The organism is Gimesia aquarii (assembly GCF_007748175.1).
In the GTDB taxonomy this organism is placed as follows: Bacteria; Planctomycetota; Planctomycetia; order Planctomycetales; family Planctomycetaceae; genus Gimesia; species Gimesia aquarii_A.
In genome coordinates this window covers 645,815-670,952 of the sequence record NZ_CP037422.1, presented here as the reverse complement: position 1 = coordinate 670,952, position 25,138 = coordinate 645,815, and the positions used below count along the sequence as shown (strand labels likewise).

Here is a 25,138-nt window from a genome sequence, read left to right as displayed (position 1 = left end):
CAGGAATAAGTCAATCGCTGTCCAATTTTGAGAAGATTGACCTTTTTTATTTAATATCCATCAACATTTGTACTGAATTCGTATAAAACCAGGATAAGAACCACTTTCGAATAAATTTCACTTAAATTTTTTTGAGGACAAAAATGCTTTCGATTTCTCGAGTTCGCCTACTACTCTGCTTGCTGATGATCACTGTCGGCTGCCAGCAGAAAGGCTCAGAACCAAGCAGTGACAATCAACCATCCTCGTCAACCGAGCAAACCGCTCAAAAAACCACAGGTGATCCCGCATCTTCGTCAGCAGAAACTGAAGGACCTTCTGAAAAGGAAAACGAAAAATCCAAGATTCCGGAACTTCCCAAAACGGTTCAAGGCAACTGGGTTTTGATGCTACCACAGCGTGAGCAGATGATGCCATTGTACCTTTATAAGATTACTCTAAATGCGACTACGAACGAAGATAAAAACAAATCCGAAGAAAAAACCGAAGCACAAGCAGTCAAAATTCTTGCTAAAGGAGCAGATGTCGCACCAGCAAAAATCGTGTCATCTAAAGTCAGTGATACTACAGTGGAATTTAACGAAAGCCTGTTAAACGATGGAAAAGAATTTCTCCGTTTGAGTTTTCAAGGAAAACTACAATTGGACCAGGGAGTGATCCTGGGAAATATTTCCTTTAACAATGAAAACTGCACACCCGCACTCTTATTGCCAACTATGGAAACGGATTTTAGCAAAATTAAAGGCCCAATGCCTTCACCTGGTGCACAGGAATTAATGCAGGCAATGCAATCTCCCGATCCATTTAAACAACTGAACGAGTTCACTCTCAAAATGAAATCCGTTCCGCTGATCATGGATGCTTATCCCACATTAATGGCGATCGCCCTCAGCCAGAAGAAAGATAAAAAAACGATTGAAGAAATTATCAGTCGTTATCTGGAAACGGCGAAACTTTGGGGGACACGACAGGAAGCGAATTCTTTAATCAGTGTTGGTTCTATGTTGGCGAGGAGTGATTCCGACTCTGATCTGGCTGTAAAGTATTTGGATCAGGCAGACAAATTGATCAAAGACGGGGTAGCGCCACTTAGTGGCTGGAAATTAGAAATGGCCTTAGCCAGAGCACGTGCTGGATTAAAGTCTGATAAACCCGAACAGATTCAGGCAGCTGGAAAGCTACTTCAGGACGAATTGAAAGAACATCCTAACAATCGTCAACTTTTAACAGAGCTCGTGACCTACGAGAAATCGCACGGTAGCATTGATAAGGCGATTGATTACCTGGGAGTTTTAGCAGGTTCTCCTCTGACAGGTCGGGAACAACAACTCATTGCTGTCTCAAAACAAAATCCTGAGGCTGTCAAATATGAACATCCTATGGATACACTCACGACACTCTGGAAAGAGAAACATGGTTCGACAGATGGCCTTGATGAATATCTCACAAAATCATTCAAACGTTTTCTTCAAAGCTTTGTTTCTAAAGAAGCTAAAGAAGTTGATTTAAAGAAGGGGAACCGCGTCTCACTAATTGAGTTGTTTACAGGGGCATCCTGTCCCCCCTGTGTTGCCGCCGACTTGGCAACGGGTGTGATTGAAGCATCTTTCCCGGACTCCAAAGTCATTGTCTTAAGATATCATCAACATATTCCTGCTCCAGACCCGCTTACGAATACTGACTCTGAAGCGCGATTCATTCTTTATAATCACCGTGGAACACCATCGACGAATTTGAATGGTCAGCCGATCTCCGGTGTCGCTGGTGGAGTTGAGCAGGTTGATTCATCTTATAAACAAATTCTGGAAGCATTGATCCCGACTCTTTCAGAAAATACCAATGTCAAAATCGATCTGTCTGCAATTGCCAAAGATGACAATCTGGAATTAAAAGCAACTGTGTCTGGGACAGAGAAAATCAAAGAGCCACTGCGCCTCGTCGCAGTACTCGCCGAAGACGAACTGCAATTTCAAGCTCCTAACGGAATCAATGTACATGACATGATTGTGCGATCAATGTTAAGCGAGCCAAATGGCTTTCCCGCCGTTGATGGTAAATTATCTCTGAATAAAACGTTGCCACTGAATGATTTCAAAGGCCGTCTCACAGATTATCTATCAGCCTTTGAAGAAAAATCAGGAGCAAACTTCACCGGTGCCCCTTTGGCTTTGGAAAAACTACACTTAGTCGTTTTTGTCCAAGGGGAACTTTCCAAAGATGTCTTTCAGGTTGCTTCAGTCCCGGTATCAGGGAAAATTACCTACAAGACTACCGGGCCAAAATCAAAATCTGAAAAGGAAAAACCTGCTACGGCACCAAAGCCAGCTGAGAAATCAAAAGAAAAAGCAGGAAAACCAGAAATAAAGCCTGAGAAAAAAGAACAGTAATTACAGCTTCTTTCACATGGTTCTTCACCAAATTAAAACAAGGCATGGAACACCCATGCCTTGTTTTAATTCAAGCCACTTTCAGCCCAGGAGACTGTTTTCTCTTTACTCTTCATCAGCAGGTGGTGTAGGAACGAGCTTATCTTCAACACCGCTGCTACTATCTTCTGCTTCTAATGACGTGTTCTCATCTGAGGTCAGTTGTGATGTCCGTGAAGGCACTGGACCGTGATGAGTTCGGCGATACTTTGGTGAGGAAAGTTTACCCATCCGTGTATCTCGCTGATCCATGATCACACGTGCTGCTTCTCGAACTTCTGCATCACTCAACCGACTCAGATTGCCTAACTCTACCAATGGTTCCAGGATTCGAGTCGCTTTTGCGACAGTGCTCTCCATCAGAACAATGTCAAGCAGCTCACGCCTCATACCGTTCATGGATGCAACTTGCTCTTTCAGTCGATCTTGTAAATCCGAAAGCACTTCTAACGTCTCAATAGCATCAACAACGCGTCCTGTCTCTGCCAGTAGCTTAGTCTGAATCGCCATCAGTGACTGCAAATTCGTATCAGCTTCTGTAATCTTTAATCTGTCATTAGTCAGAACTTTTTGTAGTGATACAAGTTGTCGCGCACTTTTTTCTGCAGCAGTAAGTGATTCTGTCTGAGCCACCATACTATCTTGCAGAGCAATCATTTTCTGACTGTTTTTACGAGCAACTTCCAACTTCCCAGACTGATCAACAATCTGCTTTTTGAATTCAATAAACTCACCAAAGGCAACCTGTGCGTCTTTAATCCCGGAAGATTGATCTAACGCCATTTTTTGAAGCTCGATCATTTCTTCTAACGTAGAAAGCGTGACTGCAGTTTGCGCTTTTTGAGAAGCCAGCTGGTCCTGCATCGCCAGCATTTCATCCAAAGTCAACCGCGCTTTTGAAGTCAAATCTTTTTGTTGAATCACATGTTTCTGAAAATCATCGATCTTCTGAAAAGAAGCCAAAGCCTGATCTGTCTGCTCAGACTCTTCATCGAGTAACACTCGCAAATCTCGAATTTCTGCTACAGTAGCTTGGGCGTTTGTGATTTGTTGGGCCTGCGAATTTAAGACCGACAACAGATTATTAACCTGCCAGGCACTGGTCTTTGCTCCAACCAGTTTGTCCATATCATTTTGTACAATAACTAATTCTGCCTGCAGTTGACCGATCTGATTCAACATCGGCCGAGCCACCATGAAATACATGCTCAATACGCCAGCAGTCACACCAATGAACATCTTGGTCCAATTAGTATGCATCGTTGATAAACGCGCATTGGTATCTAATCGATATTGTCGTTCCCCTGAACTTCTCAAGGCTCTATCTCCCAGCGTCATGATTTAACTCGGACGTAAAAATGGCGCTTCCTAAAAATTTTGACCATGCATCCTTGCAAAACCATTTATGCTGTTTTACCTAATATCGCCATATTCACTTTAAAAGTTTCTCCATTCTTCACTAAAAACCCAAAAATCAAAAAAATTTGCTTTGCTTACATACATTTCCCTCAAGTGATCGTTTACAAAAATTTTACACAACTTATTCCATGGCAAAGACAATGGAAGCTCTGAACTGTTAGATTGAAGTTTGAATTCTATTTTTTTCTTGAAGGGCTCTTTCATGCTCGATATCCAAATCGATCAAGCAACGTTGGAAGACTGTGACATTATTACCGAATTTAACATTCGTTTAGCCCAGGAGACAGAGTCCAAATCTCTGGATCAAAAGTTAGTCAGAGCTGGTGTTGTTGAATCACTCAGTAATACACGCGGCTGTCAATACTATGTTGCCCGTTATCAATCAAACGTAATAGGTCAGGTCATGTACACTCGCGAATGGAGCGATTGGAGGAACGGTGAGTTTTGGTGGTTTCAAAGTGTATACGTACATCCCGATTATCGAAGACAAGGAGTTTTTCAGAAGCTGTCTCAGCATATCGAAAATCTGGCCCAATCCAATTCAGATGTTGTAGGTCTACGACTTTATGTTGAAAAAGAGAACGGACGTGCGCAATCGACATATCAAGAACTCGGATTTAAGCTACCAGGATATCATGTAATGGAAAAGATGCTGGAACGTTGACATCTATTAGCCGTTCGTTAAATATCATTAGAATGCTCTGATTGCTTTCATTATTAGTTACAACCTCAAAACAAACTTCAGGAACGAAATGCATGTCTGAATCAAATGATCATAACTCGGAAATTCTTCTCCACAAACATACCAGGCGAGAATTTCGTGAACGGATGCAATCAGGTGAATTGAAGGCATGTATTATTCCTGTCGCAGCAACGGAACAACATCTGGAACACCTAGCAATGGAACATGATTGGAGGAGCGTCATGCTCATCGCAACCGAAGTTGCTAAAAGGCTTTCGCCGCACGTCATTGTAGCACCTTCAATGAATATCGGTATCAGCGAGCACCACATGCGACACCCTGGCACACTGTCTGCACTTCCTGGTAGTTGGCTCAGCGTCTTATTTGATACCATTCGCAGTATGCATCAAGCTGGGTTCAATCACATTCTTGTTCTGAACGGTCATGGTGGAAATATTGCCCCCTGTTTAGGTATGTGGGGGCAATTTCAACAACGACTTGAGATCAATCTACATTTTGAATCGTATTGGAACCTGTTACCTGAAGAAGTAGCGACTGCAAATCTAAAAACAAAACGCTTTCCAGGGCATGCGCAAGAATTTGAAACAGCATTTGCTCTTGCGGCATTTCCAGAAAATGTGCGTCAGGATGCCATGCGTGATCAAGAAGATCGAGAGCCTTTAGAGGCTACAGCTGAAGTGGGTCAAATTATGATTGATGAAATCATCAATCAAGTCTCTCAATATGTGGTCGGAATGATTGATGGAACGAATCTCGTGGAGATCCCCCCTTTCCACACCTAAGGAAGCGGCATTTAATTCTTATTTAGTAGGTTGGCAATACGCCAGTGCCAGTAATGCATAAGCAGTTGCCAGATTGGGGTCAGCTTCGTACCAACGTTCTGTCTTGTTGGTCCAACTTCCATTTGGCTGCTGAAGTTTCTCTAATCGAGTAATTAATTCTGCCCGCCAATTATGGACGTGGCCTTCCGCATCCTTAAATAGATTGACCTGCATTGTGTCTAAAGCTTTGGCAAAAGTATGAAAGTAATAATAAAGCCCCATCTGCCCCATGCCCGGATTTTCTTTCAGAGAATAGTGACGACGAATCCACTCTTTTGCTGCCTTGACCCTTTTATCGTCTTTATCCACACCGGCGTAGATCATGCTTTTAAGACCAGCGTATGTCATACTACCATAAGACCGCAGACCTCCGTCGGGTGTCTTGCCTGCTTGTGAAGTTCCACCGGCAGCTGGAGTGTAATAGAAACCTCCATCATTCACTTTGGATGAAAAAGGAGTTGTATTATGTTCCGATTCCAAATTTTGTGTGCGTGAAACAAAAACTAAAGCCTTCTGGATTGCCGGGTCATCAGATTTGACACCGGCTTTTCGTAATGCTTCAATGAGGTATTGTGTATTTGAAAGATCAGGTCGCTGATGACTTCCATAACCAGCACCACCAAAGGCAGTATCCGAAGATTCTATTCCTTCTCCTTCATCCCATTGTAACCCACGCAAAAACTTTTCTGCATTTTTAATGATTGTAGTGTAACGCCCATTCTGATTAGCAGCACTAAATGCCATGATTGAAATACAGGTTTCGTAATTCCGATGATTACTTTTCGCATAATAGATGCCGCCATCCTTCTTTATAAAACCCTCTAAACGCTTGAGTGCTTTAGCAACAACAGGATCACTTGCTGGAACTCCACTTTCTAATAATGCAGTTGTTACTAATGCACTTATTCCAGGCACAGTTTCTGTCGTCCACAGTCCGTCCTCTAATTGACTATTCTTCAGAAAATTGATCCCCTTCATCTGTGTTTTTTTCAACTTTTGCAAGTTGATCTCATCTTTAGCTGGTTCTTCTGCAGAAGCAATTGAAAAGAGACTTGTCAGAATAAAGGCGCACAGGCTGGTAATGTTCAATATTCGTCGATTAATTCGCATCAGGTCATCCTTACTCTCAGTTTATTCTGTTTGGTATCGTAAAAAGTATCATCGAAATTCAGGAACATGCAGAACTTGCCATATAAATACATCATGTGATCGATAGTGGCTATTGATCTGAAAGATACTTCATTGATTTGCCGGCGGGTACTTAATAATTATAGCCAGTTATGCGGTTGTCAGAAAACGATGAAATCGAGATTTCAGTAAAAAAACATGTGAGTATAGATACGAAAACGACAGTTGGTCTATAATAAGTAGTATAAACACCAGTACTTTCTGTGCTTTGTGAACTTAAACATCCCTGTATGCTCAAACATTAGCGTTTCATGATATCTACAATAACCAGCGACGAAATGGTCCCCACTTCAGCTAATTTTCCTCAGCAGAATTTTACAGCTCAGCGTGAAGTTCTCAGCTTGGAAATGAAAATTGAAACACCTGAGAATGTTGTTCTGACATATCAACTTGCTGGTCCTGCTCAACGATACATCGCCTATATAATCGATCTGGCAATTCGCTTAGCAATTTTGTTCGGAGCGATGATGGTTATAAACATGATTGGCATAGTGTTACCGGGGACAGCCATTGGGATCTTCCTGGTTATCATGTTTTTAAATACCTGGGGCTACTACACTATTTCGGAAGGCTTCTTCAAAGGACAATCTATTGGTAAGCATATTTGTGGTTTACGTGTAATTCGTGATGGTGGATATCCTATAACTTTCTGGCCGGCATTGTTGCGCAACCTCGCGCGTAGTGCAGACGCAATTATTTTCTATGGTATCGGCATCACATCCATGCTGCTGACAAGACGCTTTCAAAGACTGGGTGACCTTGTAGCGGGAACTGTAGTGATCCAGGAACGTTCGTTGAAGCTGCCTAGAAAGCCAGTGATACTCAAGAAAATTCAACCACTGAATAAAAATGACATCGGTAGTTTTGTACCACGCGATGAAGTCCTCTCCCTCATTGATGAATTTATGGGACGCCGACATGTGCTCACTTACGAACGTGGACACGCATTGGCTGGTATTTTAGCTACAAGTTTGGCAGAACGGTTAAAATATTCTGGCGATCCCCAAAAAGTGGAACAATACCCCATGGCGTTTCTTGCTTCAGTTTATCAAACATTTAGTCTTTCCAATCATCAGGAAGAAGATGAGTTCACGGTTTCTAACCAAAGTCGAATTCGAAATAGGGAGGTGAGTCTTGGATAAACACAAATTTATTCAACAGCGCCAACCACATTGGAAACAGTTTGAAGAATTTCTGATGAGTATACGAAGGGAATCGTTTACCAAACTACCTGCAGAAGAAATTTCGAAATATTCTCAACTCTTACGAGAAGTCTCCAATGATTTGGCCACGATTCGTTCTCGTGGCTGGGGACATGATTTAACTTCCTACTTGAACGATCTGGTGGCCCGCGGACATAACCTGTTTTATGGTGCACCACCTGCAAATTTATCAGGTGTATTCCATTATCTCGCTGTTGGTTTTCCTCGCCTCTTTCGAGCCAATATTGGTTACTTTCTTACTGCATGCCTCTTGTTTTTTTTACCCCTGGGTATCAGTTGGTATGTTGTGCAGAATAATCCCAGCCTGGCAACTCGCATCATTCCAGAAGAGATGATGGCTAACTTCGATCTGATGTATGGTGAAGAGAGCCCCTTAAATAATGAAGAGGAAAAAACAACAGATAGAACAGATGAGAAAGACAGTTTTCTATCTGAGGAATCCACATTCGGAGATCAAAGGGCATCAATGGCGGGATTTTATATTAATCATAATGTAGGAATTGCGTTACAGTGTTTTGCACTGGGGATTCTACTGGGAGTTGGGACGATCTACACCTTGTTATTCAATGGCATCTTTCTGGGAGCTGTTTCAGGTTATATTGTCAGCCAGGGAAATGGAGAGCGATTTTTGAGTTTTGTCATCTCGCATGGCTCATTTGAATTGACGGCGATAGCCGTTGCCGGAGGAGCGGGATTGATTTTGGGTGACGCCCTCATTCATCCTGGTCAAAGAACACGTTTTCAATCATTACAAGTCCGTGGACTCGAGGCGGTTCAAATCGCAGGAGGAGCTGCCGTCATGCTGGTTGTGGCTGCCTTGATTGAAGCGTTCTGGTCTCCTTCTGGAATATCGAACCTTGTCAAATATGTAGTTGGTAGCGGCCTTTGGATACTTGTTTTCATTTATCTGGGATTTGCAGGACGACAGGCAGATACAATTCCATTACCAGTTAAAAAAAGGGAACGAAGTAAATCCAGTGAAGTTGGTTTCAATAGGGGACAGCAGTCATGAGATTTGATCATGTCAATATTGCTCTCGTTCCCCGTAAGGCAGTCAAATGTTTGGATCTGGCAATTATGTTTTATGGACGTTTTCTAATCCCTCTTTTAAAAATTTGGGCTTTGTTTGCCATACCTGCTTGCACGTTAGTCTATCTTCTCAGCTACTATTTTCTGGTCAATCTTAGCACTGCTATTACAGTTGCCTACTTCGCAACTTCACCGTTGGGTGTGATTCTCACCTGGAATACTGCTTTATATACTTTTGGAAATCAACAAGGCTTTCGTGCTTTGAGGAATCAATTTAACCCACAATTGATCTCCTTAATCTTCCGCTGTCTGTTCGACCGAGCGATTATTTTTATCGGCCCCGCTTTGATATTTTTCTCTGATAACATATTGATTTTAGTAGGTTTTATATACATTTTTATTCCTGGAATCTGGTTGACACTACGAAGCAGTTTTCGTGCAGAACAATCTTCACTCCGTTATGCCGGGATTGCTTCACAGTCAGGGATTTCACATGATCATCGAACGAAAAATCTGATCTCACATGATTTTGGGGCACTATTTTTTCGTGGTCTCTGGTCGTTCTTTTTCTGTTACGTCCTGACTTTGATATTTTTTGTTACGTTCGATTATCTATCTTATAAATTATTAGAATTTCCAATCGTCATGGGGAAAATCCCATATCTATTTGATATTGATGCAATCGATCAGTCCTTGTCTAATATTCTGCTATTGATGACATCCGATCCACGAGTTTTAGCTGTATTGACAGGATTCATCCTGCTCGTTTATCCGATTGGTCGTCTAGCCTGGTTCTTCACATACATAGATCTGAGGGTTCATCGTGACTGCTGGGATATGGAATTACGTATGGCAGAAGTTTCTCAGAACCTCAAAAAGGGGGAGGCATTATTATGATTTATCACCTCCCATGGAATTATGGACCAGTAAGGAGATTTGTATTAAGTTTTGTTTTAATAACTTGCTTTCTATTAGATACAACCACAATATTTTCTCAGACGATTGAGAACGACTATTCCAAAGCTTTATCGCCTGACCGAACAATCATCGAACAAGATACGAGACAAATCCTCAGTCGGCCCGAATTTCGCCATCTAACCCAACAACGTGAGACAGCTTCCGATTTACCCTTTGATTGGGAAGCATTTTTAAAAGAGTCCCAGGAGCAAGAAGCTAATGCGGCCGAACCCTTCTTCTTTGCCTTCGGAGGACTATTTCTATTGATTCTATCTTATGCGTTTATCTTTTCTATCTGCTGTTTGATTTTGTATTTGCTCTATCGATCCTTTAAAGGAATCGATTACGCACGAAAAAAGAGTGATGAGCCAAAAGGAACACAACTACAAGGTGAAGTAATTATAGAACAGATTGTTTCGCCTGCAGAAAATGAAGCGTCCATCTATCTACAACGAGCAAAAAAATTCGCCAAATCCGGCGATTACCACAATGCCATCGTACAATTGCTATACGGCTCAATGAGTTTCATTGAACGATCAGGCTGGATTCGTTTCCGCAAAGGATTGACTTATCGAGATTACCTTCGAGCGGCGCGACCTCACGGCTTACCCGGTGATTCATTTCGCAAAATAATTCGTACATATGAGCCTTTAGGATTTGGTCGACGAGAAGCCACCAAAGAACATTTTGAAAGTACCTTAAACAGTTATGAAGCAGCCTTCCAGAAAAAAGCGTGAACGCAGGAACGTCGGCTGGATCTGGCTGCTCTTCCTTTGCACCCTACTTAGTCTCCATTTCTGGTTTCCGGAATTCGGCACAGGAGCAATGGATGATACATACAGTTCATCAGGCAGTGGGAAAAAAGCTTTCTTTCTGTTGTTGGAATACGAAACCAACTATACGGAACGCAATCGTGTTCCATTATCAATGCTGAATCAGTCTCTGGATTATAATGACACGCTCTGCATTTTGGGGCCAGCCAGATATCCCAGTCCTTTAGAATGGTCTATCTTACTTGACTGGGTCAATGAAGGAGGGCGGCTGATCATCTCAGCAAGTGATAAACACCCAGAGTTGGAAATCGATCCATTGGAAATCAGTGTAAGTTATCTTGATGAAACAGAACGCGAAAATATTCCTTTAGATAATATTGAAAAACAGAAGAACAAGGAAAGCCGAATTACTTTCTCTTTCGATGACAAGCATAGTCTTCTGGCTGGTAAAGCAACAACGGTATTTCCCGACGCGAAATCGATTATCTGGGAAACGAATGCCCAAGTGAATTCTAAATCAGGCCAGACACTGATTTCATTAGGAGAGACCAAACAAGCAGTTCGACTGAAACACGGGTTTGGCGACATCGTTGTAGCCGCGTCCTCCGATATTTTTTCCAATCAGTCTATGATTGATGGCGGAAGCGTTGCTGCCTTTCGACTGATCGAATCAGCGGGAATGCTTGATTATGTAGTCGTCGATGAATCTCTGAATGCTTCAGGAACTTCAAAAGTCGTGGCTTTATTGATCAATCCCACTTTTCGACCTTTAACCATACAAATATTGATAGCACTGCTGCTGTATGGATGGTGGCACAGTATCCGTTTTGGTCCTTTTCTTTCATCTCACATTCTTGCACGTCATAACATTGTCTCGCATACTGATAACGTAGGAAATTTACACTTTAAAAATGGTAATGCACATGCATTATTTCGTGCGTATGTCAAGCAACTCTTTACGGAGCTACACCTCAGGCACTTTCGCGGAGAAGAGCACCGCGTGATTGATCCAATCGCAAGACGTCTCAAACAAGATCCGGAAAAAGTCAAAGCTTTGTTAATGAAAGCAGCTAAACTTTCGAATTCAAAATCTATCACACGTCACCAAATGGGTAGTCTGATCCGCAAACTATCGAAAATTCGTCGAGCGGCTCAGCCTGGACGTTGACTCATTAAATAACCGGAATTGTTTTTGTGACCACATATTATTCTATTGCCAAAGTCAAAGATATTCCTGAAGGTGAAGGCCGCGCCTTTCACTTGGAAGGACAGATGATTGCTGTTTTCCTAAAAGAAGGGAACTACACTGCTATAAATGACTTTTGTCCTCACCAGGGAGCCCCACTTTCTACAGGGTACGTCGACGAAGAGGGAGCCGTAACTTGTCCCTGGCACGCATGGCGATTCTGTATCAAAGACGGAACGTGGCTTGATAATCCTAAATCCAAACTTCAAGTTCCCACATATCCTGTTCGTATTGAGGGAGATGAAATACAAGTGGGACTAGAGCTTCCGCCAGAAGAGACTGAAGCTCAGTGAACTCTCATAATTCGAAAGATTCCCCCGGCTCTAATACAACCGGTTCTGCTGTTGTCTGGGCTTTTATCTGCTCGGCCCAGGCCACTGCATCCTGTTCAATGAGCGGCCATGTGTTGTAGTGCATTGGAGTTACTCGTTTTGGGGAAATGAATTTAGTTGCCTTTACTGATTCCTCCGGTCCCATTGTAAAATTATCACCTATGGGTAAGATCGCCAGATCTACACCTTCCTCACCAATCAAAGTCATATCATAAAATAAGCCAGTGTCAGCAGCAAAATAAATTGTCCCCTCCGCTAATTTCAATAAAATTCCGCAAGGGCTGCCGCCATTACTCCCATCAGGTAACATGGAGCCGTGATGTGCAATCGTAAGTTTAATGGTTCCAAAATCGTATTGATGCGCTCCACCAATATGCTGGGGATGCACATTTTCCACACCTTGTTTTTGCATCCACTCTGCGATTTCAAAGTTAGCGATCACAAGAGCACTTGTCCGCTTCGCAATCTCGACAGTATCACCAACATGATCGCCGTGGCCGTGGCTTACAATAATGGCCTCTGCTGATAAGCTATCTGCTGAGATCGTGGCGCTTGGATTGCCGGTCAGAAAGGGGTCCAGCAAAATCGTTTTACCAGCAGTTTCAATTTGATAAGTGGCATGTCCCAGCCAGGTGACTTTAGTTCCCATAATGGCCTCTAACAATTGAAACGAGAAAGTTACTTGAAATTCATTGCTGCAAGATACAACAGAATCATCATCGATTTCAAGTAGCTCGCCTCACATACCGGTAGGCAAGACAAATTGAGCCAGTGAGAAAGAATACCATGCCGAAAATTGCTAATGCTCCGGAGAGGAATAACCAACCAGCTAAACCGATCAGAATCAGTATGGCACCTAGCCGAACTTGTGCAATCTCTGACTGAGAAAATCGAAATCCGTACCAGATCAATGCAAGCGAAATCAGCCCCCAAATCAAAGTCCAAAGTACAGCAGAACCAATTTCATACGTATTTTCAGATCGTAAACTAAGTGCCAACTTAGGCTGCCCGTTGATTTTTGTGAACTCAAGTTTGCGACCGTGAATGGGGAGATTAAACTTCAGAGAAATTCCCCCTGCCTGAGTCCAATCTGCTTGTTGTCCACGGCTTTCGGTATCCACTGATTGGTTAAGAATATCTTCACGCTCTAAACCAGAAAAATTACTACCAAAGCTCAGATTTGGAGATTTCGCATCTGTCAATGATTCTTCCACCTCATTTAGCTGCATCCAAAGATCATTTTTTCCTTTTTGAGACAATTTTCCAGAACGAACTTGATCATTGAACCGGGGAGTTGAAGCATTGGGTTCTGCACTTTGCTGTTGAGGAAGACCAAATGGGGACTGGATTTGCCCAGCGGCATTTTCAAAACTTTGCTTTCGCCTGAGTGCGCGACTGTCAACAGGCTTACTGGTGGCTTTCTTCTTGGTACCTTTTTTGTCTAATTCCCTTTGAAAAGAAAAGCCTCTTAATTCAGCTTTTTCTTTTGAAAGTCTTGACTTTCTGGAGAGAGTCCCTGCGGAAGGTTTTGTTTTACCCTTCACATTTTCCTGAAAAGTAACTCCCTTATTCGCTTCAAATAAAGCTGCATTATTACCAATCACTAACTGGTTAAATGTTTCATCGGAATCAAAATCAACTTGCCCATCGCCATTCATATCTCTGGAATTACCAAATAATTTTTCCTGCTGTGCCTGACGCTGTTGTTCTCTCAATTGAATTTCACCAATCTTCTGCTTGATTTGCTGGCCTTGTTGTCCTTGTCTCATTTCATTCGAATTCGGAGTATTTTTCAGTCCCTCTTCCAGTCGTTTGAGATTTTTGATCACTCGACTTCGAACACGACTACTCTTACTGCCACTATAGACGGAGTATAAATTGTCAACGTCTTTGGCAAGATTGGAAATATCGAGACTACCAGAAGAGTAAGAGCGACTATCCCTGACAGGAGTCATATTGGTACGCGGATCATCCAGCAATGCTGTAGCAGTATAATCACTGGGAACATAAACAGTCCATTTGGTCTGCGCCACAGGAATTCCATAGTCTGCATTTTCGGATGGGATCACAACCTGTGGAGGCTGCATATCAACTAGTTGTGCCTGCCATCGGAATGTGCTTTGGGACAATGGTTGTGCTAAACGGCCCGCTATAATCAACTTCACCGAAAACGATAGATCAGCCGCACTTGCCTTAGGTAAGGCAACTAGATAAATGAGATTTTTTTTAATCTCATTGTTTTGTGGATCAGGTTTTAACAGGACGGGAGCCGTTGGTCTGCCTTTGACAAAAGCACTCAAAACCTGTGTTTTTTCAGGAAGTCGAATCGCCAAGAATTGTCGCGAACGATTTCGTATTCGATAATCAGCCTGAGTCTTCCAGCTTCCGTCATTGGCCAAAACAGTGGTCAAATCTGCCAGATTTACTGCAGCGGCAGCTCCCTGATCTGCCTGAAACTGTTGTATCTGATAAATCGGTGGTTTACGGTTGCGAATAATGCGTGCTAACTCCATCGCCTGATTCGCTAGAGAATCATTGATCACTAAGGGCATTTCCTGACGCTCAACTGGAGCAATACTTTCTTGATTCAATAAAGAAAGTCGTGCCCATGAGTGATTTACGAGCATTAGAAAATGTTGTTGAGTTTCTAATTCCGTTGTTTGAGGATCAACATTGCCTCTGGTATCCATTACGCGTACTTGTGGGATCTCAATTTTACCGGAATCAGGGGGAGACAAAGTCGATTCGGCCGTAATGAAGTACGAACCTTCTACGGAATCCTGCAAATAGATCGTCCATTGGACGACTGCGCCGCCAATCACTTTCTTATCTACCTGACGAATGGATTCTCCTCGAAAGTCAAGCTGTTCCCCCAGCCATGCGGGAGTTGAAAACGAGAATACATCAGTGGCAGCGCCCTGAATCGTCCAACGTATTCCTACTGTATAACTCACTGAAACATTACCTACAGTCGTCATAACCAGCGAATTAGCAGTGACTATCGGCTGAGCGGGTGACAATTCCAAATTGATCCACTCTGGTAATTCAGCTGTAGAACGGAAAGCAAACTGAGGCAATCGAGGTTGCTGCTCTTTTAGTTCGGCTGATAAATCTTCAGGTGAAATCGATCGCCAATCTTTTAATTCCGGCGCACTTGCCAGTAAAGAATCATCACACCAGATAGCGAGATCGCTACGTACAGATGAAACTTCCAAGGGTGTCGGCATCATCACTTCTGCTTCAAGTTTGTTTGCATTTCGAGAGATTACGCCATCAAAAACCACTTCTACTTGATTTGTTTTCAATTCTTTAAATTCAAGAATCAAAACCCGCATATCATCAGCGTTCTGTTCAATGATATACCAGTCATCCAATTCTTTAGCATTCACGTTTAAAATCAGGTACGTTTCTGGGAGTTCAATTACAAATGTTGACTCAGGCGTTCCCTTTAATTGATACTTCACTCGACTGGAAAGGCTCATTTTTCGAGGAGAAACTAAAACCGCATGTTCGGCCACTGCCAGTTTTTCAGGCTGTCGACGAAAAACAGAAAAGCGAAAAATCAATGGACGTCGAGAAAAACGATAAGCCCATTGCGGTCTTAAGACCTGACTGGCAACCTTCAAAGCAGGTGAAGACGTCGCAGGGTTTTTAAATTGTCCAACATCAATTTGAATTGCACCAGCGATTTCCTCTGGACGAATTTGAAATTGTGATTCCGCATACACGCCGACAGTGCCTGTTTCATTGGTAATATTTTCAGGTGCAATTTGAGGTATATTAACAACACGGGATTGTTTGCTAACTGACAACGGATGAAAGGCGACGATATTGATTTTCGTTGAATCCTTAATATCTCGTCGTAAAAAAACCTTAACGCGGCGTTCTTCTCCGGTGCCAACCATTTCCCAGCCTCCGACATCTGGCCCATCGATTGACTGGATGCGTAAACCTTCAGAAATCTTCAAGCTGGCCTGATTTATTTCTCCTTGACGAACGCGGTAATCATATTCGTTGCGCAACACCAGACCAGCATCTTGAACGACAGTTGCCTGAGTCGACTTGCACTGCACAATCCCTTGAATTGCTCCACGTTCTTCCGCAGGTCTCCAAGCAAATTGGATTGTACCTCCCTGATCGATGGGAAGTTCCAATGTTGTTTTTCCTGAAAGCGTCTGCTTTCGATAAGAGGCTCTCGAACCTGTGATGCTGATTTGTGAGTCTTTGTCAGAAAGTTCCAGAGTGAATCTTCCGCTGGCAACCGGTTGCAAACTAATTCGGAAGCTGCCAGTGACTCCCGTCTGCCGTGCAGGAAGATCAAATTCCAGGTCCAACAGATGTAAACCTGGCTTAGAGATCACGATAGAGTAAACGTTTTCTAACCTTGTTTTTTTGGTTTTGGCTTGACGAACTAAAATTGTCGCCGATTTCCCGTCCAGAAGTGCGCTACTGATTGCTGCTTCTCCCAGAGGAAGTGGTAGCGTCGCCGGTTGATTACCAATTGTGTGGATTACCAGTCGGCCCTTCACATGCACAATTGCTTGTCCCGCTTCTGCTCCCGCTTTAACCTTAGCCGAGTAAAGTGCCTGGCTAATAACACCGCCTGATTCAGACTCTTGATTCACCCGTTGATCAGGGTGGGCTTTATTCCAGAGCTTAATAAACTCTTCACGTGAGAGAAAGATCCGCTGCGAACTCAAGGGATCTTTCCCCACTTCATAGGGAATCACTAGGTTCTGAGGCAGTTTGGGCTCTACTACAGGTTTCTTCTGTGCAAAAACAGCTTCTGGACTACATAAGAAAGATCCCAACAAAATCAACGATGTAACGGTTGCCTGTTTATCAGTCGAATGTAGGAGCGCTTTAATCTCAGACCGAAGCCGCTGATAGAACCACTCGAGGCTCCACAAAATACTAGTAAGGATTGATCCCCAAAAGACACCATCCAGTAACGATTGATACTGGGCTGAGACAAGCGCGCTACAGGTAACAGGAAGTAAAATCCCAAAGATTACCAGTGCCAGCTTTCGTCTGCAGGAAATCCCTCGAAATAACCAACTCAACCAAAGCAGACCTGCAACCACAGCCAGGAAAAATCGCCTACTTCGTTGTGACTGCTGTAATGAAATGCTAAGAGACAGTGGTTCTTGCCGAGGTGCTCCATAGTATTGGAAAGCCAATGAGTGGAACCCAACTGGTTCTGGTAATGGCGCAACAACAGACAAACGCCCGCCCAATGTTCTTGCAGGCAACGGTGATTCAAATCCGGCAACGAAGTCATTTTTCGACTGCTCTTTTGGTGCAGCAGGAGTCTCTGCAGCAGGTAATGCACCCCCACCAAGTCCACCGAGTTTCCCCTCTATCTCAATAGACGCAGATGGTTCTGGATGTTGTGATTTAGGAGCATTACGAATAATGGTATGACTTCTCACACCCTGTGGACTTTTTGCCAGAGCAGGTTGGTCCATTGGTACTGCCAATTGTGATTGATCCCGCTGAAGCCCCAGCGCTTTTTCAGCTCTTTCCGCCACTCCACTAACTCGCGATCGGCCCATACTCTCGGTTTCGATCCCATCTTGAACATTCGGAATCATTTCCATTTTGTCTTTAAGATAATAACCATCGGTTTCTGAGCCATCATCAGAACTATATGCAGCGACGGCTTGCCCTGGTTGCTCCTGCAGATTTCGTGATGAAGAGATTCTAACCAATGCACGTTTCGAATTTAATACCGGCATTAATAATAAAATCATCAGAAACAACACACAGAACCCGCCGATCAGAAATGCTATACCAGAGATACCCCCTCTACGAAAACAGTAGGTACAAATCAAAATCGCAATGCAAATAAAGAAGAGCATGAAAAGCCTGCCTACCATTTGGCGCGGCGAGAGAAGGGAAAGTTGCCGACGGATACTCTCCAGCATGCCAGGTCGGAGTAACGGTTTGGCAGGTATAAAGTCTCCTTTACTTTCTGTAATTAAAAGCTCATCTGGATAAAGTACAGACCATGATTGATTTAAAATTTCCAAAGGTTGAGTCTGTCCCGCTCCATCTACAACAGCAACCTGAGGTGGTGACTGAGAAAACTGTTGTGTTTGATCTAAAGGCCTTTGATTCACATCATACAATAACTTCAAAGTACGAGTTCCAGCACTTTGACTACCGGAGGCAACCGGAATGATAAAAGCCTTTCCCGTATTACGAACTTCCACAGGAATTCCATCTACCAGAGCAGACAATAAGAGAGCCTGATCTGGCAAAGCGACTTTCAAAGATTGGATCCCAACAGCAGAAAATGAGAGTAATACTTCGTTTTGGACTTCACCTGCATGTCCCAATAAACTTTTTAGAGCAAGCTGATGTGCTATTGCTGTAGGTACAACCGTTTGTTTGAAGCGAGTTTCTTCAGCTTTAATTTGATGACCAACTCCAACAAATCGATACGCTGCCACAATCCGTTCCCGAGGCCGATACGTTACAGGTAATTGTAGTTCAGCTGCATCAATTGACGTTAAAGGTTGTCCTCGCAGGCCCATTGTTTGAATTCTCAAACGCTGATCCCCTTCAGCTTCAAAAGCGACTTCACCATATTGTCTATCGGCGGACATGATTTGTAATTGAGGGATAGTGACAATCTCGCCTTCTTTTCGAGGCTGTTCTATTGTGACAACTAAAATTTGCTTCCCGCTTAAACGTCGGTCCATTTTGAGAGTCCAGACGAGCAGGCCATTCTGTGGTTTATCAGCCACTTGTTCGATGATTTTTCCGTCTGTTTTCATAAGTCGAAACTGAAGATCGGTTCCGACACTCTCCGGAAGTGCTACCATTAATTTTCGATAGCTACCCCGCTCCACATTGAGAGTCGTTTCAAAATGAGAGAAAAAGGTAGTTTGGTCTAGTCTTACATATTGTAAGTGACGTGCAGCTAACTGAAGCGGCTTTCGAGAAACTGTCAAACTCCCTTTATAGTTATTGTCCTGATACTGATACCCAAAACGCATTTTAGAAATTCGTTCCTGCATCGGCTCTAAATTCGTCAATCCGCTGGGAACCAGATCCCAATCACTGTCGGCATTAATGATGATAGACCCTTCCAATATTTTCGCCTGGGGTAATTCAATTTTGGGTAATTCCAGTAATTGACTACCAGAATCAGGAGGCCAGTTTTCCAGATCACGATGAGCGAGAATCACAACTTTAGCTTCAGTATTCGCAGGTAATACTTTGACGAATGGTAGCCGAATCAATTTGCTACCTGCTTCTCTGGATGATTCTTTCCAATTGGCATTTTGGTTTTGTATGGTCGCTCCGAGAATTGTCCATTCAGCGGGGATATGCATTTGAAATTCGAAGAGTGGCGCAAACAAACTTTCCACAGTCGTCACTAATTGCAAATTCATACCCTGCTCATTGATTTCAACAATTGTTGAAGCCGCCATCTGAACTTCGGACCTTTTTTCCTGTGTCACTAAGGTTATGTCAAACATCTGCTGCCAGAAATCAAAGTCCATCCCTGGGCTATTCACCGAACGTTCAGTTGCCTTTTTCATATTTGCTGAATTTTTAATAACACGGCGTCTTACACTATCGGTATTTTCAACTTGTAAACGAACTCCATAAGGATATCGAATTAAAACTGAACCAACATGGGAATTCACTTTTTCAATATGGAGGTCTGGAACGTTCCACGCTTGATCCGCTTTTGTGGTCATGACTCCACGACAGATAATTTGCAGCTCACCTTCAATCGGTTGGCGATAGTTCAAAGTGATTTCGGTTCTCTGCTGGTCTTTGACACTATCGTTTAATTCCCAAGATTCCAGTCCCGTTGATTCCACACTCACAATTTCTAGAGACTGAGGAACACTAAGAATGATTTGATCAAGTGATTGCCCATAGATACTCAATGCCGTCTGCGCCTGCCAGGCAACTTTCCCTGGACTCACCGACACACCAATTGCACTTCGGGCAAAAACCAGCGAATCGTTAGTCTGTTCATGTGTTTGTTCTGTTATCTTTAAATTGACTTGTCCAGTACCACCAATTGGAAATTCATAACCCGTTTTTTTGTTCTTAGTAGATGGTTTCAACCTTAAATCATTTACGATCAAATATTGATTTGAAGGAATTTCTAATTTGAAGCGGCTGGCTACGTTTGGCAAGAGTCGAAACTGCGCAACTTGATCGCTGCCAACAGTATTCAGTGGAGCCGACAATTTTATTACAAATTGATGTTCACCTTGTTGTTGACTGAATAACTGAAGTAAATCAATTTTTCCTGACGAACGTGCGATCATTGCTGGCTGTTGATCTAACATAGCAGATTCCACCGCCAAACCATGTAAGGGTAGATTGACTACAGTCATTTTTTGCTGAAACTGTTGAATTGAAATCGTTGCTTCGATCATTAATTGGCGATCAGAGACCGTTGCTTGATAAGTAGCGTCATGAATGATGATGTTCGAATTCGGGAGAACATTACCATCAGAGTTAACTTTAGCTTGTTTTTTTAATGCCTCATATTGGGTCCGCGGTAAGAGCACACCACTACGATCGCGCATCAATAATGCATCTAACTCATCGACGGGAATATAAACAGCCGTCTTCGGCCATTTTTTCTGATCAGAACTGGAGGCTTCTTTGTGAGCAACAGGCTTCTGCGCCAACACAGTCTGCTGCAGAACGGAATTCATGCAGACAGACATACTCAACCAACAGACTGACCAGAACAGCAAACCTCTTTTATACCGAATACGTTGCCGGGGAACCGTTATATGTTCTGAAGAATTTGTCGAATTCGAAATCATGGCGAACTCCATTGAAGTTAGTCGCTCACAGTTAGTCTCTTAAAAAGTCAACAACGCCACATATATGCAAGGTCAGGTCTTACCAATATTTACTGGACTATTTTTTGCCAGATTGATTTTGCATAAATTCATCAAATATACCCGGAGGTGGAATCACAGCGGCTGAATGACCACCGCCATCTATATTGGAACGATGTTGGATTACTGCATCTGACGAAAGTTTCTTTCCAGCTCGCAATCCTGCGAAAGCATACAAAATCCAGAGACTAAGCATTGCGACAATTCCAAAACGCGCGGCATAAACACCAACCAGCACTTTGTCTGCATCAGTTAGTGAGTAAATCGCAAGTATAAATATCAAAAAGATCAACAGAGTGAGCTTATTTTCCCAAGTCTTTTTTCGCATGACGAAGGCAATCGCAATTAGGGCACTACTCAAGACCCAGGTAGAAAAGGAAAGTTTCCACCATGAAACACTGATTTCCGGACTGTCTCCCAATCGCGAATAAGAAAACACACGGCCTTCAGTGGGAAAGTCCACCAAGGCTCCAGCAGAAGCCCCAATCCAAGAATCAAAATCGGTTCCTGATGCCTGAATCCCTCCCCTCCCAGGAATGATCCCAGATATAAAAACCTGATCATCAGGCTCAAATTCATCAGCCACACCAACCAAGGTATACTGATCAGGTACCCAAATTGCTGTTTTCAATTGCTGAACGACAACATTTTCACCATCGATTCCACCAAAAAGCGGCAAGGGCAACTTTAAATTACCACCAAATGATTCTGTAATCCTGGGAACAGATTTTGTAAATAATAAGGTGATCAAAAACGGTTGATCTGAAGACTGGTCTCGGGCAACGTTAATAAAAAACGTTGACCAACCATCTTCGCTTTGACTTTGCTCATCTTTTTCCAAAGGAACTGGTTGACCGGCTACAGTAATACTTAACGGTTCCATATTTTCTGGCAAAGCCACTTTTAACTGTTGCCTTTCACTTGATTTGATCAAATAACGACAGCGATAAGTTGAACGTCCCTCTTTAGTCACAACGACCTCAACTAGAGATTTCATAATAATCGTTTCTATGACTTCCTGAATTTTGTGTCTCGTAGATATGAGTTCCAGACTTACCGGTTGACTAAAATAACGAAATGCTAAAAAACCTTCCTTCGGTAATAATTTCAATTCGCGGATGTCAATTGGATCCAGTTGCTCTTCCAGATTTGAAGTTGAAACAGAAAGCGTTCTCGACTTCCGAACTGCAATTTCACCGTAAACCCTTGCCAGTGGAACATCACGCGAACGCTGATTTTCATTCGTTTTTTCTAACCCTAATACTTTCAATGGTTGTAAAGAGATCTTATCCAGCAAGATATCTCCTGTTTCCGATTTTGATGCCTCATTCTTTTCTTTGTCTGTATTCTCTGCTTCAGAATCTGGCTTTGCCGCAGAAGCTAACAAACCTGATGTAATGTCATAACGTACTTCGAGTGAATAACGGCCTTGGACATTTCTCTGCGTTGTTACAGTCCAGACAACCCAACCTTCAACCGCTTTTTCAGCACGACTTTTCTGCTTGATGGATGGTGCTGGAGCCGGTGATAAAGATCGAATCTGGATCAGATCAGCAATTGCTTCAGGAACAGCGAAACGAAAAGTATCCACTCCGGCATATTGAACCTGATAATCAATTCTGCTGAGTACTTCGGCAATTTGCTCTTTGACTTCGATACTGGTTGCAACATCTGCGACCAGTCGTGTCGGCTTAATTTGAATCTGAACCGGAATCTCAACTGGACGGCGATTATAATCCCAAGCAGAAGCTAATGAAGTCTTGGTAATTCTTGGGTTCGAATACGTGGCAGGCTGCGCACCAACGACATCCTGATTTCTAATAATCAACTCCATTGACTCGGGAGCATAAATGGCAACTTGACCTGTCTCCCGCTCAACGTTGATTGGCTCCGGTAATGGAACATTGACTTTTGATTCTTGCGATCCTTTATTGAAATCCTGATGCGCACGAATCTGTAGTTTCAATTTCCCCTGATATTTTTGCAGCAAAGCAACCGTTAACTGCCGCGTTTTCTTATCAAAATTATATTCTTTCAGGCCAGCCACATTTACAGAATCAATGACCAGTTTTTCTGGAACTTTTAACTGAAACGAAAAAATACCCGCTCGTTGAATGTCATAGTCTAGTTGTGCTCGCACTCGAATTTCATCTTCACCGAAAAAAAACTCGGTCAACTGATTTACAAAAATACGAGGTTTGAGTGGCTGTATACTGATCTGCAGTTTTGCTGAGGGATTGAAAAAACGATAATAAACGGCGTTGGGCCTTTGAATACTCTTGGGAATACTTGCAACTTCACTGCGAGTGACACCTTCTGTATTAGTAACAGAAAACGTCATACTTTCTCCGGGGACAATAGCAATCTGGCCGCTCTCTCTGATAACATCGAGTGCATGAATTCCACTCGTTGCTGTCTCCGATAAGCCAAGGATGTTAAATGGCTCATCTGGAATATCTTTTTCTGTATTCACTTGAATCAGCGCACCATTTTGCAACTTATTGAGGAATTCAACTGCAATGATTTGTTTGTTATCTGTTTTCTCTATTTCCCAGCTTTTGATTTTGGTGTTGGAGGAAGAAAGATCCAAAATACGATCTTTGAGAGGAACTGCAATCCGTGCACTTTGCATATCCCCTCTGAGGACCTCATATTTTAATAATGATTGTGTATTGACTAAACCATCTCGAATTGAAACCAATGTAGAATTCTCGACACTCGCCAGCAAGTCCATTTCTGGCTTTGTGCTTTCACGAGGATACCAGAGCACTGTAATCTGATTGGTTGCTCCCAATGTCGACTTAACCAAAGTGGCATCTTGAGGTGACTTAATTGGCAGCCGCACCAGTTGGGGGGTAATCTTCACAGTTTGATCTGCTTCAGGAATCTTTAGTTCCAAGGTTGTAACCCCAACCGTTGGACATTCAAACTGAAAAATGTGTCCTTCGGGGGAATTTTTTACACGCGTTAATAGTTCAATCTGCACCCGATGCTCTCCTTTTTCAGAGAGCAATAGTGCATAACTTCCATTTCCAGTGCCCCGCAAAAAAACTTTCGAATTCGTAGAGCTGACCTTTCCAATTGCAGCTTTTCCAAAACGTAATGGAACTTCTACCCAAGGATCCCCTATCACTTGAATCGTTAAATCACATTGAATACGCGCCACGTTTTCTTCAACCGTGCCAGTGTAAGAAGAACTTGTTACGACTGCTTTGACAGGAAAGTTGATACCACCCTCAGTGCCAATGCCTGCCGACTGGGACCAGAGTTTTAAATACTCCAAATACGGCATAAAAATGGTCGCTTCAGACTTGTTGAGAACGTCCTTAATGTTTTTAAAGGGGATATATATCAGATGGTCCCATTCATTTTCCTTTTCGGGTACTTTGTCTTTCGTACTGAGAACAGGCTTACCAGCATCAACTGGTGTCTGACCACGCGTGAATTCAGGTAGTCCAAGTAAGGTAGTTGCTACAAACAAAAAAAGGGAAAAACGAGGTGCCAATCTTAGATATTGCATACTACCCACCTTTTGTACATTGTCCAATACCCTGTTATCTGGTTGAGAATAGATGGCAAACAGGGCAATCGCGTAAAAAGCGTTAAATTCAGAGTTTATAGAAAACAGTATAGTTTTTTTCGTTCATTGTCTGAAAGATTGGACGTAAGTGAGACTGGGGAAATTGCGAAAAAAATAAAAATTTCTGTCAATCCGTATTTCAAACAGGGTTCTTCGAGTCTCGTCCTTTGCCCACAGTAAGAAGACGATTGAAGGACAATTCTCGAACGACTCAAAACGGATCGAATCGCTTTTCCAGATTCTGTGCACAAATTTGTAATTGAATGTTTTCAGAAGAATTAGTACTACTTAGATGTGACTCCGCACCACGGGCAGTATTACCTCTAATTAGAAGGAGCGGGTATACAGATTAAATTATCTATGTACTTAGGATTTATGAAGAAATCTCGAGAGTCCATGCTATAAATATCGTATTCATAGCAGAATTTATGCTATCGATAACCTTGGGCTCGTTTGTACCAAGACTGCTTTTTCACAAGGGAATATGATGGGGATCCTTGCGCGAGTCTTGTAGATCAAGAATTGGAAGCTGCACTTACTAAAAGGCGCGAAA

Annotated in this window: 14 protein-coding genes; 9 read left to right on the top strand and 5 right to left on the bottom strand. The window is 42.8% G+C overall.

The window, feature by feature from the left end; all coding sequences use genetic code 11:
- The first annotated feature begins 143 nt into the window (after positions 1-143).
- Positions 144-2,387, top strand: coding sequence for a hypothetical protein (locus tag V202x_RS02795; RefSeq protein ID WP_145170992.1), 2,244 nt, complete (start codon positions 144-146; stop codon positions 2,385-2,387).
- A gap of 105 nt (positions 2,388-2,492) precedes the next feature.
- Here the strand turns inward: V202x_RS02795 and V202x_RS02790 are convergent, their stop codons facing one another.
- Positions 2,493-3,743, bottom strand: coding sequence for a hypothetical protein (locus V202x_RS02790; RefSeq protein WP_145170990.1), 1,251 nt, complete (start codon positions 3,741-3,743; stop codon positions 2,493-2,495).
- A gap of 304 nt (positions 3,744-4,047) precedes the next feature.
- Between V202x_RS02790 and V202x_RS02785 the strand changes: the two genes are divergently transcribed.
- Positions 4,048-4,509, top strand: a complete 462-nt coding sequence (locus V202x_RS02785) for a GNAT family N-acetyltransferase (protein ID WP_145170988.1) — start codon at positions 4,048-4,050, stop codon at positions 4,507-4,509.
- A gap of 92 nt (positions 4,510-4,601) precedes the next feature.
- Complete coding sequence (locus tag V202x_RS02780) at positions 4,602-5,330, top strand: creatininase family protein (protein WP_145170985.1); 729 nt, start codon at positions 4,602-4,604, stop codon at positions 5,328-5,330.
- Between the two features lie 18 nt (positions 5,331-5,348).
- Here V202x_RS02780 and V202x_RS02775 read toward each other — a convergent pair whose 3' ends face one another.
- Complete coding sequence (locus tag V202x_RS02775; protein WP_232098804.1) at positions 5,349-6,479, bottom strand: prenyltransferase/squalene oxidase repeat-containing protein; 1,131 nt, start codon at positions 6,477-6,479, stop codon at positions 5,349-5,351.
- Positions 6,480-6,808: 329 nt separating this feature from the next.
- Between V202x_RS02775 and V202x_RS02770 the strand changes: the two genes are divergently transcribed.
- From V202x_RS02770 to V202x_RS02745, 6 genes are read left to right on the top strand one after another with little or no spacing between them, the layout of a single operon-like run.
- A complete protein-coding gene (locus tag V202x_RS02770) occupies positions 6,809-7,699 on the top strand; it encodes an RDD family protein (protein WP_145170983.1) in 891 nt (296 codons plus the stop codon).
- Positions 7,692-8,792 carry a stage II sporulation protein M gene (locus V202x_RS02765; RefSeq protein WP_145170982.1) on the top strand — a complete coding sequence of 367 codons (1,101 nt, stop codon included), beginning with the start codon at positions 7,692-7,694 and terminating at the stop codon, positions 8,790-8,792. The genes V202x_RS02770 and V202x_RS02765 overlap by 8 nt, the downstream gene beginning before the upstream one ends.
- Complete coding sequence (locus V202x_RS02760) at positions 8,789-9,706, top strand: hypothetical protein (protein ID WP_145170980.1); 918 nt, start codon at positions 8,789-8,791, stop codon at positions 9,704-9,706. The genes V202x_RS02765 and V202x_RS02760 overlap by 4 nt, the downstream gene beginning before the upstream one ends.
- Positions 9,703-10,503 (top strand): DUF4129 domain-containing protein, encoded by an 801-nt coding sequence (locus V202x_RS02755; RefSeq protein WP_145170978.1) that lies wholly within the window; start codon positions 9,703-9,705, stop codon positions 10,501-10,503. Before V202x_RS02760 ends, V202x_RS02755 begins: the two co-directional genes overlap by 4 nt.
- A complete protein-coding gene (locus tag V202x_RS02750; RefSeq protein ID WP_197993187.1) occupies positions 10,475-11,707 on the top strand; it encodes a DUF4350 domain-containing protein in 1,233 nt (410 codons plus the stop codon). Before V202x_RS02755 ends, V202x_RS02750 begins: the two co-directional genes overlap by 29 nt.
- 26 nt (positions 11,708-11,733) lie before the next feature.
- Positions 11,734-12,078, top strand: a complete 345-nt coding sequence (locus V202x_RS02745) for a Rieske (2Fe-2S) protein (protein WP_145170974.1) — start codon at positions 11,734-11,736, stop codon at positions 12,076-12,078.
- A 4-nt stretch (positions 12,079-12,082) separates the two neighbouring features.
- On the opposite strand, the gene V202x_RS02740 is transcribed toward V202x_RS02745, so the two are convergent.
- The 3 genes from V202x_RS02740 to V202x_RS02730 form a co-directional block, all read right to left on the bottom strand.
- The gene (locus tag V202x_RS02740) at positions 12,083-12,766 is read right to left on the bottom strand and encodes a metal-dependent hydrolase (protein WP_145170972.1); all 684 of its coding nucleotides are present in this window, start codon (positions 12,764-12,766) and stop codon (positions 12,083-12,085) included.
- Between the two features lie 76 nt (positions 12,767-12,842).
- The gene (locus V202x_RS02735) at positions 12,843-20,927 is read right to left on the bottom strand and encodes a hypothetical protein (protein ID WP_145170970.1); all 8,085 of its coding nucleotides are present in this window, start codon (positions 20,925-20,927) and stop codon (positions 12,843-12,845) included.
- 97 nt (positions 20,928-21,024) lie between these two features.
- Positions 21,025-24,525: a prepilin peptidase gene (locus V202x_RS02730; RefSeq protein ID WP_145170968.1), complete on the bottom strand. Its 3,501-nt coding sequence runs from the start codon at positions 24,523-24,525 to the stop codon at positions 21,025-21,027.
- Positions 24,526-25,138 lie beyond the last annotated feature (613 nt).